This window comes from Streptomyces sp. NPDC020807 (assembly GCF_040641575.1).
In the GTDB taxonomy this organism is placed as follows: domain Bacteria; phylum Actinomycetota; class Actinomycetes; order Streptomycetales; family Streptomycetaceae; genus Streptomyces.
In genome coordinates this window covers 15,911-32,608 of record NZ_JBFADU010000013.1, presented here as the reverse complement: position 1 = coordinate 32,608, position 16,698 = coordinate 15,911, and the positions used below count along the sequence as shown (strand labels likewise).

13 protein-coding genes and 1 pseudogene are annotated in these 16,698 nt (G+C 71.2%); 3 read left to right on the top strand and 11 right to left on the bottom strand.

The features are described from left to right. Positions 1-56 precede the first annotated feature (56 nt). From AB0G79_RS19920 to AB0G79_RS19900, 5 genes and pseudogenes are all read right to left on the bottom strand, one after another. Complete coding sequence (locus AB0G79_RS19920; protein ID WP_360808113.1) at positions 57-2,471, bottom strand: glycosyl hydrolase family 65 protein; 2,415 nt, start codon at positions 2,469-2,471, stop codon at positions 57-59. Then, positions 2,471-3,220 carry an HAD-IA family hydrolase gene (locus AB0G79_RS19915; RefSeq protein ID WP_360808111.1) on the bottom strand — a complete coding sequence of 250 codons (750 nt, stop codon included), beginning with the start codon at positions 3,218-3,220 and terminating at the stop codon, positions 2,471-2,473. The genes AB0G79_RS19920 and AB0G79_RS19915 overlap by 1 nt, the downstream gene beginning before the upstream one ends. Positions 3,221-3,592: 372 nt before the next feature. After that, complete coding sequence (pflA, locus tag AB0G79_RS19910; RefSeq protein WP_360808109.1) at positions 3,593-4,321, bottom strand: pyruvate formate-lyase-activating protein; 729 nt, start codon at positions 4,319-4,321, stop codon at positions 3,593-3,595. Further along, positions 4,318-4,692: pseudogene (locus AB0G79_RS19905) on the bottom strand (glycine radical domain-containing protein); the annotation flags it as partial. The gene pflA and the pseudogene AB0G79_RS19905, both read right to left, overlap by 4 nt. 345 nt (positions 4,693-5,037) lie before the next feature. Next, positions 5,038-5,910: a universal stress protein gene (locus AB0G79_RS19900; protein WP_360808108.1), complete on the bottom strand. Its 873-nt coding sequence runs from the start codon at positions 5,908-5,910 to the stop codon at positions 5,038-5,040. Between the two features lie 341 nt (positions 5,911-6,251). Between AB0G79_RS19900 and AB0G79_RS19895 the strand changes: the two genes are divergently transcribed. Then, the gene (locus AB0G79_RS19895; protein WP_360808106.1) at positions 6,252-7,124 is read left to right on the top strand and encodes a universal stress protein; all 873 of its coding nucleotides are present in this window, start codon (positions 6,252-6,254) and stop codon (positions 7,122-7,124) included. Positions 7,125-7,374: 250 nt separating this feature from the next. On the opposite strand, the gene AB0G79_RS19890 is transcribed toward AB0G79_RS19895, so the two are convergent. Both AB0G79_RS19890 and AB0G79_RS19885 read right to left on the bottom strand, forming a co-directional pair. After that, the gene (locus AB0G79_RS19890; protein WP_360808104.1) at positions 7,375-7,731 is read right to left on the bottom strand and encodes a hypothetical protein; all 357 of its coding nucleotides are present in this window, start codon (positions 7,729-7,731) and stop codon (positions 7,375-7,377) included. Positions 7,732-8,115: 384 nt separating this feature from the next. Beyond that, on the bottom strand, positions 8,116-8,841 hold the full coding sequence (locus AB0G79_RS19885; RefSeq protein WP_360808102.1) for a response regulator transcription factor: 726 nt from the start codon (positions 8,839-8,841) through the stop codon (positions 8,116-8,118). A gap of 384 nt (positions 8,842-9,225) precedes the next feature. Here AB0G79_RS19885 and AB0G79_RS19880 point away from each other — a divergent pair, with 384 nt between their 5' ends. Together AB0G79_RS19880 and AB0G79_RS19875 are read left to right on the top strand one after the other, a co-directional pair. Further along, positions 9,226-9,552, top strand: coding sequence for an STAS domain-containing protein (locus tag AB0G79_RS19880; RefSeq protein WP_360808100.1), 327 nt, complete (start codon positions 9,226-9,228; stop codon positions 9,550-9,552). Between the two features lie 211 nt (positions 9,553-9,763). Continuing rightward, positions 9,764-10,165: a pyridoxamine 5'-phosphate oxidase family protein gene (locus AB0G79_RS19875; protein WP_360808376.1), complete on the top strand. Its 402-nt coding sequence runs from the start codon at positions 9,764-9,766 to the stop codon at positions 10,163-10,165. Positions 10,166-10,332: 167 nt separating this feature from the next. On the opposite strand, the gene AB0G79_RS19870 is transcribed toward AB0G79_RS19875, so the two are convergent. The 4 genes from AB0G79_RS19870 to gap form a co-directional block, all read right to left on the bottom strand. Beyond that, on the bottom strand, positions 10,333-12,021 hold the full coding sequence (locus AB0G79_RS19870) for a GAF domain-containing sensor histidine kinase (protein ID WP_360808374.1): 1,689 nt from the start codon (positions 12,019-12,021) through the stop codon (positions 10,333-10,335). Positions 12,022-12,125: 104 nt separating this feature from the next. Continuing rightward, entirely contained in the window at positions 12,126-14,786 is a 2,661-nt protein-coding gene (gene adhE / locus AB0G79_RS19865; protein WP_360808098.1) for a bifunctional acetaldehyde-CoA/alcohol dehydrogenase, read from the bottom strand. A 141-nt stretch (positions 14,787-14,927) separates the two neighbouring features. Then, positions 14,928-15,533, bottom strand: coding sequence for a hypothetical protein (locus tag AB0G79_RS19860; RefSeq protein WP_360808096.1), 606 nt, complete (start codon positions 15,531-15,533; stop codon positions 14,928-14,930). Beyond that, complete coding sequence (gap, locus tag AB0G79_RS19855) at positions 15,530-16,558, bottom strand: type I glyceraldehyde-3-phosphate dehydrogenase (RefSeq protein WP_360808095.1); 1,029 nt, start codon at positions 16,556-16,558, stop codon at positions 15,530-15,532. Before gap ends, AB0G79_RS19860 begins: the two co-directional genes overlap by 4 nt. Positions 16,559-16,698: the final 140 nt, after the last annotated feature.

Genomic DNA, 16,698 nt, shown 5'->3' with positions numbered 1-16,698 from the left:
CGCCCACGTGCCACCGTCGGCACGGCGGCGGTGGTCACCGGTGCGATGCCCACCGCTCACGGCCGGCCCAACGCGAGCACGGCCGAGTCTCCCGGCTCCACCGAAACGGCACGGTCGGGCAGCCGGACATCGATCGGGGACATGTCCGAAGGCGGCACGCTGATCTGCAGGCTGCCGGGACGCACCCGGAGCTGGACGCCCCAATGGCCCTGGTAGCGGATGGAGAAGCCGTACTCGGTGAACCGCGGGGAGGCCACGGGGTCCAGCCACAGGGCGCCGCCCCGGGTCTCCAGGCCGGTGAGTCCGCGCTGTACGAGGTCGATCGTGCCGGCCATAGCGCCCAGGTGGATGCCCTCTTCCGTGGTCCCGCCCTGAAGGTCGGCGACATCGCCTTCGAGCGCTTCCTGGACGTAGGTCCACGCCTCCTCGCGGCGGACCCGTGACAGCACCCAGCCGTGGACCAGCCCGCTCAGGGTCGAGCCGTGGCTGGTGCGGTGCAGGTAGTGGTCGACGGTGCGGCTCCAGGTCGCGTCGTCCAGCTCGTATCCCAGGCGGCTGAAGATGCCGGCGAGCTCGGGCGGTGAGAAGAGGTAGCCGAGCATGAGGACATCGGCCTGCTTCGACGCCTGGTAGCGGTTGACCGTGTCGCCCTCCGCCTCCAGGATCCGGTCGAGTCGGCGGATGTCGCCGTACCGGGCGCGGTAGCCCTCCCAGTCCAGTTCCGCCAGATCGCCGTAGCCCTCGAACTGGCTGATGACGCCGCCGTGGAAGGGCACGCGGAGCTTGCGCGACACCTCCTCCCACAGAGCGAGCTCCGCGTCGTCGAGGCCCGTCCGCTCGCACAGCTCCACGCGACGCGGTGCGGGAAGCTCCCGCAGCACGTGCAGGGCGCGCGTGAGCACCCAGGACGCGCAGACGTTGGTGTAGGCGTTGTCGTCGAGCCCCGGGGTGAGTGCCCCGGGGTAGGAGTCGTGGTACTCGTCCGGTCCGACCACACCGAGGATCCGATAGCGCCCGGTGCCCGTGTCGTAGGTCGCCGAGTCGGCCCAGAAGCGGGCGATCTGCGTCAGCATCTCGGCCCCCTTGGTGTGCAGGAACTCGCTGTCCCCGCTCGCCTCGTAGTACTTCCACACGTTGTACGCGATGGCCGAGCCCACATGGTGCTGGAGGTGCGAGTGATCGGGGAGCCAGCGCCCGGACCGTGGGTTGAGGTGCAGCTGCTGGGTCTCCTCCCGCCCGTCGCTGCCGCTCTGCCACGGATAGAGAGCGCCCCTCCTGCCCGCGTCGCGGGCCGCGTTCAGGGCGCGCGGCAGTCGCCGGTGCCGGTAGAGGAGCAGGGCACGGGACACCTCGGGAAGGTGCAGGTTCAGGTACTGCAGGACGAACAGCTCGTCCCAGAAGACGTGCCCGCGGTACGCCTCGCCGTGGAGGCCCCGGGCAGGGACGCCGACGTCCAGTTCGGCGGTGTGCGGTGACAGGGTCTGGAGCACGTGGAAGAGGTGCAGCCGCAGGATCCGGCCGGGGTCGCCCGGCACGTCCAGGTCCGCCCGGCGCCACAGCTGGCGCCAGGCTGCGCGGTGGGACTCCAGGAGCGCCGGAAAGGAGGGCGCCCGCCCGACCGCGTCGATCGCCGCGTGCAGCGGATCGCTGATGGCGGGATCCCGGGACGTGTACAGGGCGATGACCTTGTCGACCGTACGAGAGCCCTCCGAGGCGGACAGCCGGAGGCGCAGGCGCTGCACGGCCCGCAACGGCTCGTGCGCCGTGCCGGCCTCGACCACGCCGGTGTCGGCCGTCGTACGGGCGGCCAGGCCGATGCGGACGTCGGAGGTGCTGGTCCTGCACCGCAGCCACGTGGTGTCGGATGTCCCGTCGCCCGCGTTCACGTGGACGAGGTGGCGCCCGTCGAGCTGCTGGTAGCGGGGCACACCGGAGTTGGTCACCGCACCGTCGAGGGCGGCCTCCACCTCGATGTCGCCGGACCAGCCGCCTTCGGCCGTGAACTCGGTTCGCAGTGCCGCGAGATGGGGGTCCCCCATGTGTACGAGGCGGAGCTGGCGTACGGCGAGCACACGCCCGTCGGCCTCGTACTTCGTCGTGCGCTCCAGCGTGCCGGTGCGCAGGTCGAGATGCTGGCGGTGCTCACGCAGGGCTCCGCCGTCGGGCGTGAACCATGGCGTGTCGCCCTCGGGGCTGTACATACGGAAACGCAGCGGCAGCCAGTTGGGCAGGTTGACCATGTCCTCGTTCTCGACCTGCCGGCCGGCGACGGTGGACGTCAGCCGGTTGTAGCAGCCGGCGGCGTACGTTCCCGGATAGTGCACCGCATCGGCCACGCACTCAGGAGCCGCGCCCCGGGTGGCCATGTAACCGTTGCCGAGCGTGCACAGCGCCTCCCGCAAGCGCTCCCGACCGGGCTCGTACCCCTCGTACTCCCAGGTGTGGTTCGTCTCCGGGATGTGCTCCGTCATCAGCGGTCCTCGGTGGCTTCGGTGAGCAGTTCGGAAAGGTCGTCGACCACGATGTCGGCGCCGCGGTCGAGGAGCGCGGCGCGCGTGTCCGGCCGCGCGCTCCGGTCCACTCCGACCACGAGCCGGAATGCGCCACGCCGGCCTGCCTCCACACCGGCCAGGGCGTCCTCGACCACGGCCGTGCGCGCGGGCGGCAGTCCCAGCCGTCGGGCGGCTTCGAGGAAGAGGTCGGGGGCGGGTTTGCCCTCCAGGCCCAGGCGGGCCGCCTCGGCTCCGTCCACCACGGCGGTGAAGTACGGCAGGGCTCCGGACCGGCTGAGCAGTTCTCCGGCGTGTCGGGAGGCGGACGCGGCCGCCATCGGCACCCCTCGCTCGCACAACCTCCTCAGCAGGAGCAGGGTGCCCGGGTACGCCTCGATCCCGTATGTCCGCAGCCGGTCGGTGAAGAGCTGCTCCTTGTAGGCGGCCACGGCCGCCACGGTGTCCGTTCCGGGCGGATCGGCGAGCCTGCCGGGAGGAAGCGTGAGGCCACGGGATGCGAGGAAGGAGGCGGCGCCCTCCATGCGGGATCTGCCGTCGACGTACCGCAGGTAGTCGTCCCTGCCGAACGGCCGCCTCTCGTGCGGGTCCGTGGGAGGGTGGGACCGCAGGCAGGCGTCGAAGGCGGTCTTCCACGCCGCGGCGTGAACACGGGCCGAGTCGGTGATCACGCCGTCCGTGTCGAAGACGACACCCTCCACGCGCTGCAAGCAGCCCGAGGACCTCCCCTCCTGCCCTGGGGGGTGTCCGGCGTTCACTGACGACCGCAGCTGTGCCGGGAGCCTGTGTTACGTCCTGTGCTCACGTCCAACCTCCAGGCCATCGCTGCCGGAAACCCGTCTTCCCGCCAGGTGCTCGGTCCTCCATAGTGCCAAGACCGCACCGGTCGGCGAGCGAGGACACAACGCGGGAGCGGGAGCGGCGCGCCCGGGTGAGGTCGCCCCGTGAGCATCCCCTCGCCGACGGCACGTCCGGTTCACCTTCGCGGTACCGCGTCATTCGGTGACGCGGACCGCGAGAGCCGGGCGCCTGTCCTTCTCGGTGCCGGACGGCACACGCGTCGTTCACCCCGGCCGACCGGTTCATTGCGCCCGCAGGCCGTGCGCTCGGAACTGCTCACGCACGCGCTCGACCAGTGCGACGCCGGGGACGGGATGGTCGCGGAGGGGGAAGGGGATGCCGAGCGCGTCGTACTTGGCGGCACCGAGCTTGTGGAAGGGAAGGACGTCGACGCGGTCGATGTTGTCCAGATCGGCGAGGAGGCGAGCGAGGCCGTCGATGGCCGCGGGGTCGTCGTTCCAGCCGGGGACGAGGACGTAGCGGATCCAGGCCGGGACGCCGAGGCGGTTCAGCCGAGCGGCGAAGCCGAGGGTGGGCGCGAGGTGGCCGCCGGTCAGGCGTCGGTAGACGCCGGCGTCGAAGGACTTGATGTCGAGCAGGACGAGATCGGTATCGGCCAGGAGGGTGTCGTCGGCCCGAGCGCCCAGAGCACCGGAGGTGTCCAGGGCCGTGTGCAGGCCGAGCTCCTTGCACCGCCGTAGGACCTCGGCCGTGAAGGCGGGTTGGAGCAGGGGCTCGCCTCCGGTGAGGGTCACTCCCCCGCCGGCCAGGTCGGTGAACCGCTGGTACCGCTCGATGCGGGCCAGCACGTCGTCCACGGTGGCCTGCTCCCCGTCGCGCATGTGCCAGGTGTCGGGGTTGGCGCAGTACAGGCAGCGCAGCGGGCAGCCGCTGAGGAAGAGGACGAAACGGGTCCCGGGCCCGTCCACGCCGGTGGACAGGTCCCAGGAGTGGATGCGGCCGGCGGTCATCGCGCGCCGTGGAAGGTGCGGTTGATGACGTCGAGCTGCTGCTCGCGGGTGAGCCGGACGAAGTTGACGGCGTAGCCGGAGACGCGGATGGTCAGCTCCGGGTAGTCGTCCGGGTGTTCCATGGCGTCCTCCAGTGTGGCGCGGTCGAGGACGTTGACGTTCATGTGGAAGCCGCCTTCGGCGGTGTAGGCGTCGAGGATTCCGACGAGGTGTCCTGCGCGTTCGGCCGGCTCGTGCCCGAGGCCCTCGGGGGTGATGGTGGACGTCAGGGAGATGCCGTCGCGGGCCTGGTCGTACGGGATCTTCGCGACCGACAGCGCCGAGGCCGCCATTCCGCGGTGGTCGCGGCCGTTCATCGGGTTCGCGCCGGGTTCCGGCGGGGGGCTGGACGGTCACGGTCATGTCGTCATCTCCAAGGGACGGCGGCCTGCGAGGCGGGCGAGGCGGCCCGGCCTCACCTTCGATGTTCGTCGGTCGTCTGCCACCGGCCGAGGGCCGCAACGGGCGTGCGAAGCCGCTGACCGGCCTTGTCGTTCCGGGTGGAAAGGGCCGGTGGTCCCGGCGGTGCGAGGGACCTTGCGCTCTCCCTCGCGGGCCGCGCGGAGTCGTCGCTGGGAAAGGGGAGGCAGCCGCTCGGGCGGCACGGCTGCTCGAACCGTCCGGGGCCGATGCCGGACGGGCCACATCGGTGCGCGCCGCTCTGCGGTCGGGTCCGTTCAGTCGTGCGGTACGACCGCGACCGGCGCCAGGCAGTGGTGCAGGACCGCGTGGGTGACGGCCCCGATGTGGGTGCCGAGCCGTGCCCGGCGGACCTTGCGGCCGACGACGACGAGCCGGGCGTCGTGCGACAGCTCCATCAGGTCCTGCGCAGGTCGGCCCTGGCGGCAGTCGCGCTCCACCGCCACGTCCGGGAACTTCTCGGTCCAGGGGGCCAGCGCCTCGTCGAGCGCCCGTCGCGTGTCTTCGGCGACCTCCGTCAGGAGCAGTGGCAGTGCGCCGAGCATGTCGGGTCCGTAGAGCGCCGGAACGGCCCACCGGTGCACCACGCGCAGTCCGCAGCCGTACCGGTCCGCGGCGGCGAAGCCGAAGGCGAGCAGCTCGTCGCTGGCGGCGGCGGACACGTCCAGACCGATGACCACCTCCCCCGTACGTTCCTCCTGGGGCTCCAGGGGGGCGTGCGGGCGGACGAGGACGACCGGGCGCCGCGTGCGGGCGAGCACGGCCAGGGAGACCGACCCGGCGAGGAATCCGGCCAGGCCACCGAGACCGCGGGAGCCGAGCACCAGCAGTTCCGCTTCCCCGGCAGCACCGCACAGCTCCTCCACCGGGTCGCCGGCCACCCACGCCGGCTCGATGTCCACGCTCGGGTGGCGGCGCCGTAGCCGCCTTTCGGCGATGGCGAGCGTGCGCTCGCCCCATTTCCGTGCCGTCACCGGGTCGACCACACGGGTACGGGGATCCTCGTCGATGCTCCAGACACGGAGCAGTCGCAGCGGCACGGCACGTCGCAATGCCTCGTGGGCGGCCCACTGCGCGGCGGCGAGGCTTTCCGGGGATCCATCGAGGCCGGCGGTGATGGCACGGGACATGGGGACTCCATAGGTCGGCGGCCGGGCGGACCGGACGCGGCACACGCGGGCTGACTGGGCCCGAAGATCGCCGTCCGGGCGATCCGGGGGCGCTGCTGGGCGGGCCTGTCCGTCCACAGTGATCGGCCGGGGCGACGCGCGCAGGGGGCCGGAGGTCCCTGCTGTGGGCCAGGAGGCCTCGCGGCCGCACGCCCTCGGGCGGACGGCCACGGCGGCGTGACCCGAACGGCCGGGAGACAGGGCCGATGGGCCCTCGGCGGACCACCGCCTCCTCACGGAGGCTGAGGACAGGAAGCACGGCCGAAGCGGCCATGCCTGTCGAACCGCATGGAGGCACCCTCATGACCAGCGCCATCACCGTAGGAGTGGACGGCTCCGCGGAAAGCTTCGCAGCGGCGGACTGGGCGGCACGCGAAGCCGAACTGCGCGGGGTGCCGCTGCGCATCGTGCACGCCTGGCTCTGGCAGCCCCTCGACGTCCCCGTCGTCCAGGACAGGGAGACGCAGGCCAAGTCCGCCCGCGCCGTGCTGCGCGAGGCAGAGACACGCGTCGCCGGCCGCCACCCGGCCCTCCCGGTCACCGCCGAGGTGGTCCAGGACACCGCGGTCGCCGCTCTCCTGAAGGAGGCCGAAGCGGCCGAGATGCTGGTGCTGGGTTCGCGGGGGCACGGGGCGTTCGTCGGCTTCCTCCTCGGCTCCTACGGTCAGCAGGTGATCGCCACGGCGAAACGACCCGTGGTGTCCGTGCGCGCCCGCGACGGGCAGACACCCCGGACAGAGGGCGGCGAGATCGTCGTGGGCCAGCAGGGCACGCCGGAGGACAGCGACACGGTGCTCGGCTTCGCCTTCGAGGAGGCGGCCGCACGCGGCGCGGCCCTGCGGGCGGTACGGGCCTGGAGCCTGCCGCCGGTCTTCGCCTACAGCCCGGGCTCGATGCTCCTCGCGGACGAGGCCGGAGGGCTGGAGCCGTTCGAGAGGAAGGCCCTGGCGGAGGCACTCGCCCCGTGGCGAACACGGTTCCCGGACGTCCCGGTGACCGAGCACGTCGAGATCGGCAGCGCGGGACAGGTACTGCTGTCCACCGTGCCGGACGCGCAGCTGCTCGTGGTCGGCCGACGAACGCGCCGCGCGCCCGTCGGTACCCGCATCGGTTCGGTCGCCCACGCCGCCCTGCACCATGCCCCCTGCCCCGTCGCCGTCGTACCGCACGACTGACAGCCTCCTCGTGGTGGGGACCGGTTACACGGCCGGCCCCGCCACGGGAGCGGCACCACCCGGACCGCCGAAGCAGCGACCGCACGGTGAGGAACACGTGCCGGGCGGGCCGGCCGAGACCGGCGCCCAGTCCTACCGCCTTGTTCACACGACAGCGGAAGCCGGACGAGCTGCCGTCGACTGAGCTGTGGGATCGCGCGGGAGGGGCGCTCGACAGCGGCTCGCACCCGGGACCGGATCGCGCAGTTGGTCAAGGGCGATCGAAAGGAGTCACCGCAGGCTCCAACGGCATGATCCAGGCCTCTTTGTCACCATGCGGCGCGGTGACCGCGTCGGCGAGGACGATCAGGTCAAGCCCATCAGGCGATCTCGTGAGGGCGTGCCCCAGTTCAACGAGCGTGCCTGATACGGCAGTCTGCACAAGTACTCTCACACGGTCGTCGCTCGCAGCACGACATGCCTGTTCACGGGTCAGCGAGGTGAAACCGTCCGAGGGCCGCCAACGAACCAAGGCGCCCTCGGCCGCCTGGGTCACATACAGCCCCGGGATGTCGGCGTCATCGTCGCCCAGTACATCGAAGCCGGCCCGGACGAGGGCAGAACTCATCGGCAGAACGAGCTCAGCAGGAGACCAGGGCACGGCAGCCGCCTGCCCCGAGGAACGCGGATCATTCCACCCGATTCCTCATGGCACCGAAGACCGCCACGATGGCCGGGCGAGATCTTGAGAAAGCACTGGCATCGATCACGAAGACACACGGCAGGTGACTTCCGTACCCGGGTCGAAGAGACATTCACGGCAAGTGGCCGTCCGGACGTCGCCGGGGTCGAAGCGCGAAGGGGCCCGGCAGCCTGTTGCCGGGCCCCTTCGCGCTCTTCGTACCACGGGAGATGCAGACCGCGGCCCCTGCTCAGCTCCGGCGGAGCACCAGGCAGCGGCTGCCTCACCGGTTCGCATCCGCGTGTGCTACCTCCGCGTGTGCTACCGACGTCAGCCCCGTGGGCCGCCTTCCCGTTCGACCGGACCGCCCTGGCCCTCACGGGCAGCCAGTGCCTGGGTGGCGATGACGGCGGCCTGCACCCGGCGCTCCACGCCCAGCTTGGCCAGCAGCCGGGAGATGTTGTTCTTGACCGTCTTCTCCGCCAAGTACAGCCTCTTGCCGATCTCCCGGTTGGTCAGTCCTTCCCCGACCAGGGCGAGGATCTCGCGCTCCCGGTCCGTCAGGCCTGGCAGGCCCTGCGGCTGCTCTTCATGGGGCGCTCCGCCACGAAGCCGGGCCATCACCCGTGCCGTGGCGCCGGGGTCCAGCATGGACTGACCGGACGCCACCGTACGCACGGCGGTGACCAGGTCGGTGCCCGTGATCTGCTTGAGGACGTAGCCGGACGCACCGGCCATGATCGCGTCGAGCAGCGCCTCCTCGTCGTCGAATGACGTCAGCATCAGACAGGCCAGGTCGGGCATACGGGAGCGCAGCTCCCGGCACACGCTCACTCCGTCCCCGTCCGGCAGCCGCACGTCGAGAACGGCGACCTGCGGGCGCAGGGCGGGCACCCGTACCAGCGCCTGCTCCACCGTGCCCGCCTCACCGACCACTGTCAGATCGGGCTCGGCGTCCAGGAGGTCGTGCACACCGCGACGCACCACCTCGTGGTCGTCGAGAAGGAAGACCCTGACCGGCTCCTTCTCGGTGAGGCCGCCGCTGCTGTCCGTCATCACACACTCCGTGTTCGCCGAGTTCTCCGCCGGTAAGGGCTCCATGCATTCTGCGGCGCGAGCGGGACCATCGCCCAGGGCCGGATGGCCCTCATACCTGGCCAGCGTCCCGGAAATGCCAGTACCCGGTGTCCCAGATTCCCACTCCACCTCCTGTGGCCGACGATCACGAGTCGGATGAACGGCGCCCGTCGCGCTCTTCCCGTCCGGCCACGTGCTCCCGCTGTGCGGGGGCACCGCCGGCGAGGGACGTTCGGCCCTCTGAGTAAGGGCCCGCTGGACCTGCTGTCCGGGCTCGCGCTCTGATGGACTTCCGGCGCCGGCACGGCTGGGGCGCTCAGGGCCCCGGGACACCGCCTGGATCAAGAAAGTAGGGCAGACGCCATGACGACGCCCCCGATCAGCCTGACCACGGCCCAGCTGGATCACAGCACGACGGCAGTCGCCGTGGCCGGGGAGCTGGACCTGTACACCGCTGCGCACATCGAGGCGGAACTGACCCACCTGGCACGGCAGGCCGAGTGTGACCTGCTGCTCGACCTGGCAGACGTCACCTTCTGCGACAGTTCCGGCGTGGCGCTGTTCCTGCGCGTGCACCGCTGGTGCGCAGCGGCCGGCGTGCGTCTGCGCCTGTGTCACATCCAGCGACTTCCCGCTCGCGTCATCCGCACCCTGGGCGTGGACCGTGCCGTGCCCTGCTCCTTCGCTTGACCCGTCGCGGAGATCCGCCTTCGGAACCACCGGCAACCGGCACGGCCGAGAAGGCCCGTTCGGCCCTACCGAGCAAATGTGTGAAGGGAGACGCTGGCCGGAGGTGGCGAAGCTGTTCGGGGCCGAGCCGCAGCAGAAGGCGAGCACGATGAAGGACGAAGCCACGCGTGCCACGGCGGACGACCACCGTGAGGCGGTGGCGCCCCGGCGGATGGGACAGCTGGGCCGTGCCGAGGCCCTGCGGCTGCTCGGCAGCATCTCGCTCGGGCGCATCGTCTTCACTCAGCAGGCCCTGCCGGCCATCCGCCCGGTCAACCACCTCATGGACGGCGAGGACATCATCGTCCAGTTGCACGACGGCGCGACGCTCGCCTCCATCGTGACGCCTACCCAGGCCGAAGGTGTCGTGGTGGCTTACGAGGCTGACGTCATCGACCCCGAGACGCACCTCGGCTGGAGCGTGGTCGTCACCGGGTACGCCTGCCGGGTCACTGACGAGAGCGAAGTCGCGCGTTTCGCCGCCCGTCTGCGTCCATGGGCGCAACACCCCGCCACGAATGCCGCGTTGCGTATCCGGCCGGACCTGGTGACGGGCTTGCGGCTCACCGCATAGGGCCCGCCGGTCACACCTACAGCCGAGTCCCGCGACGGCATACCCCCCCCCCGGGGGCTGCGGGAACCGCCGCACGGCACCCCCAGAACGGCAGGAGGCCCGCAGAGGTGTCACCGGCCCCGGTCCATCCGTAAGGATCGGACGTGCTCCGACCGAGGAACCTGCGGTCACTCAGCGGGGCCGATGGCGAGCGGCGCCCGCCACACGAGTCGGCTGCCCCCCTCGTCCGGGCGCTCGATCGTCAGGGTGCCGCCGACGCCGTGGGCCCGTTCCCGCAGGTTGGCCAGTCCGCTGCGCCTGCCGTCGACGGGGATCCCTCTGCCGTTGTCCGTCACGGTGAGGACGACCTCGTCGGAGGTGGCCCGCAGGGCGACCTCGACCCTGGTGGCGTGCGCGTGCCGGGCCGCGTTGCTCAGCGTCTCGGTGAGGGCCGCCATGATGTGATCGGCCACCTGCGGGGGGACGTCCGTGTCGAGTAGGCCCTCCATGCTCAGGTGGGGCGGAAATCCGAGCGTGGTCGCCGTCTCGCCCACGGTGCGTGCGACCCGTGCGCGCAGGCTGGGCCCCGTGTCCTCTTCTCGGGCGCGCAGGCCGAAGATCGTGGATCGGATGATCTTGATCGTCTCGTCGAGGTCGGCGACAGCGCGTGAGACGCGTTCGGCGGCGCCCTCGTGCTGGACGAGGCGCGCGGCGCTCTGCAGGGTCATGCCGGTCGCGAACAGCCGCTGGATGGCCAGGTCGTGGAGGTCACGAGCGATGCGGTCACGGTCCTCGAGAATGGCCAGCTGTTCGGCGTCGTCGCGGCGCTCGGCCAGCTCGAGGGCGAGCGCGGCCTGTCCGGCGAAGGCCAGCAGCGGCTCCAGTTCCGCTTCGGTGAAAACCGGGTCTCCTTGGTGCCGGGCCAGCAGGAGGACACCGCGGGTGTCCTTGGCGGCGGTGCCCAGGGGGACGGCGACCGCCGGGCCCAGTCCCTCGAAGCGGCGGGGGCCGGCGGTGTAGCGGTCGTCCTCCGCGAGGCCGACGGTGGTCACGGGCGCGCCGGAGGCGTAGGCGGCTCCGGACAGGGTGCCTTCGACCGGGACCACCAGGCCGTTGCGGGTGGTGTCGTCCGCGCCGACGGCCAGTTCCACGACGAGGTCGTCCGTCCCGGCGACGGGCACGGAGACGTCGGCGAGTCCGGCCCCGGTGATCTCCCGGGCGCGGCGGGCGATGAGCTCCAGGACCGCCAGTCGCGGGCTGCCGGAGAGCAGGCTGTTGGTGATCTCCGCACTTGCCCGGAGCCAGCGCTGCTGGCGCTGCGAGGCTTCGTAGAGCCGGGCGTTGTCAATGGCGACCCCGGCGGCGACGGACAGCGTGGAAATGACCGACTCGTCCTCGGCGTCGAAGTCCATGCCCCCGTGTTTGTCGGTCAGGTAGAGGTTGCCGAAGACCTCGTCGCGCACCCGGATGGGCACACCCAGGAAGGTCCGCATGGGCGGGTGGTGGGCGGGGAAACCGTAAGACGCCTCGTGGGCGCCGAGGTCGGTCAGGCGGAGCGGTTCGGGTTTGCGGATGAGCTCGCCCAGGATGCCGTGCCCGGCCGGCAGGGGCCCGATCCTGGTGATCTCTTCCTCGGTCAGGCCGACGGTGAGGAACTGCGACAGGGTCCGGCCGTCGGGCCCGATCACTCCAAGCGCCGCGTACTGGGCGTCGACGAGCAGTGCGGCGGCTTCCACGATGCGCCGCAGCACCTGCGAGAGGTCCAGCTCGCGGCCGACCGAGACGACCGCCTCCAGCAGGCTGTGCACCCGGTCCCGTGTGCCGCGGGCGGCGTTGATGCGCGCCTGCAGTTCCTCCAGCAGCTCGTCGAGCCGCATCTGGGGCATCCGCGACAGCGGCTCCTCCACGCCCACTGGGCCTCCTCCGTCGGTCACCCGCCCGTGCCGTGACAGCCTAACGGCCGAGCGGGTGGCCCGGAGCGTCAGCTCAAGGGCAGTGGCCGGGGCCCGGCGCAGTAGGCGGCTCGCATGATGTCCTCCATGTCGTCCAGCATCGGCATGCGCGGGTTGGCCGGGGCGCACTGATCCTCGTAGGCGTTCAGCGCCTGCTCGGGAAGAGCCGTGATGAAGGCCGCCTCGCCGATGCCCAGTGCTCGGAAGGAGGGTTCGATTCCGACGGCGTCACGCAGGCGTTCCACGGCGGCGGCGTACGAGGCGACGCCTTCGGCGGGGGTCGAGGCCGGCAGTCCCAGAGCGCGGGCGATGTCCTGGAAGCGCTCGGGCGCCCGGTAGCTCTCGTACTTGGGCCAGCCCGTCAGTTTGGCGGGAACCGTGCCGTTGTAGCGGATCACGTGCGGCAGGAGGACCGCATTGGTGCGCCCGTGGGCGATGTGGAAGGTGGCGCCCAGGGTGTGGGACATGGCGTGGACGATGCCGAGGAAGGCGTTGCCGAAGGCCATGCCGGCGATGGTGCCCGCGTTGTGCATCTTCTCCCGGGCGCGGGATCGCTGTGCGTCCTGGCCGGTGACGGCGGCTTCGAGGTTCTCGAAGATCAGCTTGATGGCGTGCAGTGCAAGGCCGTCGGTGAAGTCGTTGGCGTAGACCGAGACGTACGCCTCGGTGGCGTGGGTGAGGGCGTCGAAGCCGCTGTCGGCGGCGAGCGTCGCCGGCAGGTCGGCGGTGAGTACCGGGTCGACGATCGCGACGCTGGGGGTGAGGGCGTAGTCGGCCAGCGGGTACTTCTTGCCGGTCGCCGGGTCGGAGATCACCGCGAAGGGGGTGACCTCGGCGCCGGTGCCCGAGGTGGTGGGGACGCAGACCAGCCGGGCCTGCTTGCCCAGCACCGGGAAGCGGAAGGCGCGCTTGCGGATGTCGGAGAACTTCTGCCGCATGTCGGCGAAGTCGATGTCCGGCTGCTCGTACAGCAGCCACATCACCTTGGCCGCGTCCATGGGCGACCCGCCACCGAGGGCGATGATGGTGTCCGGCCGGAAGTCGCGCATGAGGGCGGCTCCGCGTCGTACGGAATCGATGCTCGGCTCCGGTTCGACGTCGTCGATGACCTGGATGGTTACGGGCCGCTCCCGCTGCTGCAGGACGCGATTGACGCGGTCGACGTATCCGAGACGGGTCATGGTGGCGTCGGTGACGACAGTGACGCGGTGGACCTCCGGCATCGCTGTCAGATAGCGGATGGCCTGCGGCTCGAAGTAGGTCTTCGGGGGCACCTTGAACCACTGGAGGTTGTTCTGCCGCGTCGTCACCCGCTTGATGTTGAGCAGCTGGGCGGCCGAGACGTTGTCGGAGACCGATGTGCTCCCCCACGAGCCGCAGCCAAGGGTCAGCGAGGGCAGGAGGCGGTTGTAGACGCCGCCGATCGCGCCCTGGGACGACGGCGAGTTGACGATGATCCGCACGGTCTTCATGCGGCGCCCGTAGCGCTCGGCAAGGGCCGGATCGCCGGTGTGGATCACGGCGCTGTGTCCCTGCCCGTGGAAGGCGACCATGTCGGCCGCGAGGTCGAAGCCCTCCTCGGTCGAGCCGGCCCGCAGCACGGCGAGGACCGGGCAGAGCTTCTCCCGCGTCAGCGGCTCGTCGGGACCGACGCGGCTCGCCTCGGCCAGGATGAGCGATGTCTCCGCGGGGACCGCGAACCCCGCCCGCTCGGCGATCCAGGCGGGGCTCTGGCCAACGGCTGCCGGGTTGACGCGGCCCTGTCGGCCGGCCGGGTCCGGCGGGAAGAGGTAGGTCTCCAGCTTCCTCTTCTCCTCGGCCGTCGCGAGGTACGCGTGCAGGCGCTGGAACTCGGTCAGGGCCTCGTCGTAGATGTCGGTGTCGAGGATGACCGCCTGTTCGGACGCGCAGATCATGCCGTTGTCGAAGGACTTGGACAGGACGAGGTCGTTGACCGCCCTGCGCAGGTCCGCGCTGCGGTGCACATAGGCCGGTACGTTGCCGGCGCCGACGCCCACGGCGGGCTTGCCCGCCGAGTAGGCGGCCTTGACCATGCTGTTCCCGCCGGTCGCGAGGATCAGGGCCACGCCAGGATGGCGCATGAGGAGGCCGGTGGCCTCGATCGAGGGCTCCTCGATCCACTGCACGCAGTACTCGGGGGCCCCGGCGGCGACGGCGGCGTCCCGCACGACACGGGCGGCCTCGGCGCTGCATTCCTGGGCGGACGGGTGGAAGGCGAACACGACCGGGTTGCGCGTCTTCAGCGCCAGCAGGGCCTTGAAGACGGTGGTGGACGTCGGATTGGTGACCGGGGTGACCGCGCACAGCACGCCGACGGGTTCGGCTATCTCGATGATGCCCTCGATGTCGTCACGGGCGATGACGCCGACCGTCTTCGTCCGGGACATGCTGTGGGTGACGTGCTCGCAGGCGAACATGTTCTTCGCTGCCTTGTCCTCGAAGACGCCCCGGCCGGTCTCCTCCACCGCCAGCCGAGCGAGGGCGGTGTGCTGGTCGAGGGCGGCCACCGAGGCCTTGGCGACGATGTGGTCGACCTGCTCCTGGGTGAGGGACTCGAAGTCGGCGAGCGCCTTGGAGGCGTTGTCGACGAGTCCGTCCACGGCGATCCGCGCGTCGGAGGGGGTGTCCCCGTCGGGGGTGTCGCGGCGGTCACTGGTCACCTGAGTCATGGATAGCTCCCTGGATGCGGGGGGATCGGCCGTCACGGAGTGTCCGCTCGTCCTGTCAGCTACAGCCTTCCGCCGGAGAGGCCCGGGGCGGAGGTCCCGAAGGTCCCGGTGAGGGGCCCGATGGTCTCCTGGGGCTCCCGGTCAGGCGTTCTTCCGGACCCACTCGGGAGCGACCCTGGCCCATTCCCGGCACCACTGGTCAGCGCGGCGCCGTTCGCAGTGCCGTCGCACGAGCCGGTGCGCGGCGAGCACCAAGAAACCGAAGCTCACCGTGACGGCGAGTGCGGCTACCGCGGCATCGAACCGTGTGGCGGCCAGGCCGACCGGCGCGGTGGTCATCGCCCCGTCCTCGTCCGTCCACACCGGGACATGCGCTCCGCGCTTCAGGTGGCTTCCGACCGGCACTCGGCCTGTGTGCGCGGTGCCGTCGGGCGCGGTCCACCCGACGGTGGCCCGGGTCCGTACGCTGCCCCTGGCCGCGGGGACGGGGTCCTCCACCAGCACCGCATCGGTGAGGTGGCGCTCGTTCCGCTGCTGGGCCCGCCCCTCCAGCACGGCCTCCCCTGCCACCGCGCCGCCCAGCGGCGCACCGATGAACCCGGTCATGCCCAGGACCAGGAGGATCCAGCCCTCCACCGCGTGGGAACGGTGCCGCAGCTCATTACGGCGCCACCGCCACAGCCTCACCCTCCTGGCACGCGCCGTGGCACCTTCCTCTTCCCGGTCGACCGGGCGTCCGGTGTTCATCGGGGGTCGAGAAGGGCCGCGACGTACTGGGTCAGGTCGGCGAGACGGTTGGTGTAGCCCCACTCGTTGTCGTACCAGCCGAACACCTTGACCAGGTTCCCGTGCGCCTGGGTCAGCGGGGCGTCCACGATGCAGGAGGCGGGGTCGCCGACGATGTCACGCGAGACGATCGGGGCGTCACTGACCCGCAGGATGCCCTTCAGGGGTCCGTCCGCGGCGTCGAGGAAGGCGTAGTTGACGTCTTCCGCGGACACCGGCTGCTCCAGGACGAGGGTGAGGTCCGTCAGCGAACCGTCCTCGACCGGCACGCGTACGGCGATGCCGTCCAGGGTGCCGGCGAGCTCCGGGAGCACGAGACCGACGGCGCGGGCGGCACCGGTGCTGGTCGGGATGATGTTCACGGCGGCCGTACGCCCCCGGCGCAGATCCTTGTGCGGACCGTCGAGCACGACCTGGTCGTTGGTGTAGCCGTGGATGGTGGTCATCAGTCCCTTGACGATCCCGAAGCGCTCGTCGAGGACCTTCACCATCGGGGCCACGCAGTTGGTGGTGCAGGACGCGTTGGAGATCACGTGATGCGCGTACGGGTCGTACGCGTACTCGTTGACGCCCATGACGAGGGTGGCGTCCACGTCCTTGCCGGGTACCGAGAGCAGCACCTTGCGTGCACCCGCCCGCAGGTGCCGGCCGGCGCCCTCCCTGGTGCGGAGGCGGCCCGTGGCCTCGATGACCACGTCCACGCCCAGGGCCTCCCAGGGCAGGTCGGCCGGGTCCCGCTCGGACGTGACGGCGATGCGGTGCCCGCCGACCGTGAGCGATTCGTCGTCATGCTCGACGGTGCGACCGAGCCTGCCGTAGGTGGAGTCGTAGGTGAGCAGGTGGGCCAGCGTGGCCGGAGAGGCGAGGTCGTTGACGGCCACCACCTCCACCGGGGTGCCGCAGGCGGCCTCCGCACGTTCCATGACGCAGCGCAGGTAGTTGCGCCCGATGCGCCCGAAGCCGTTGATGCCTATGCGTACGGTCATGTCCGTCGCCCTCCCGAGGGGTGCCGATGCAGGTGGTGTCAGCGTGCGGGCGCCCGCCTGCCCCGCGGCAGGGGTCGAACGGAGATGTCCCAGGGCCGTTGGGCCCTCGTCTCCCGCCCGTGCCGAGCGGCCCGGCGGAT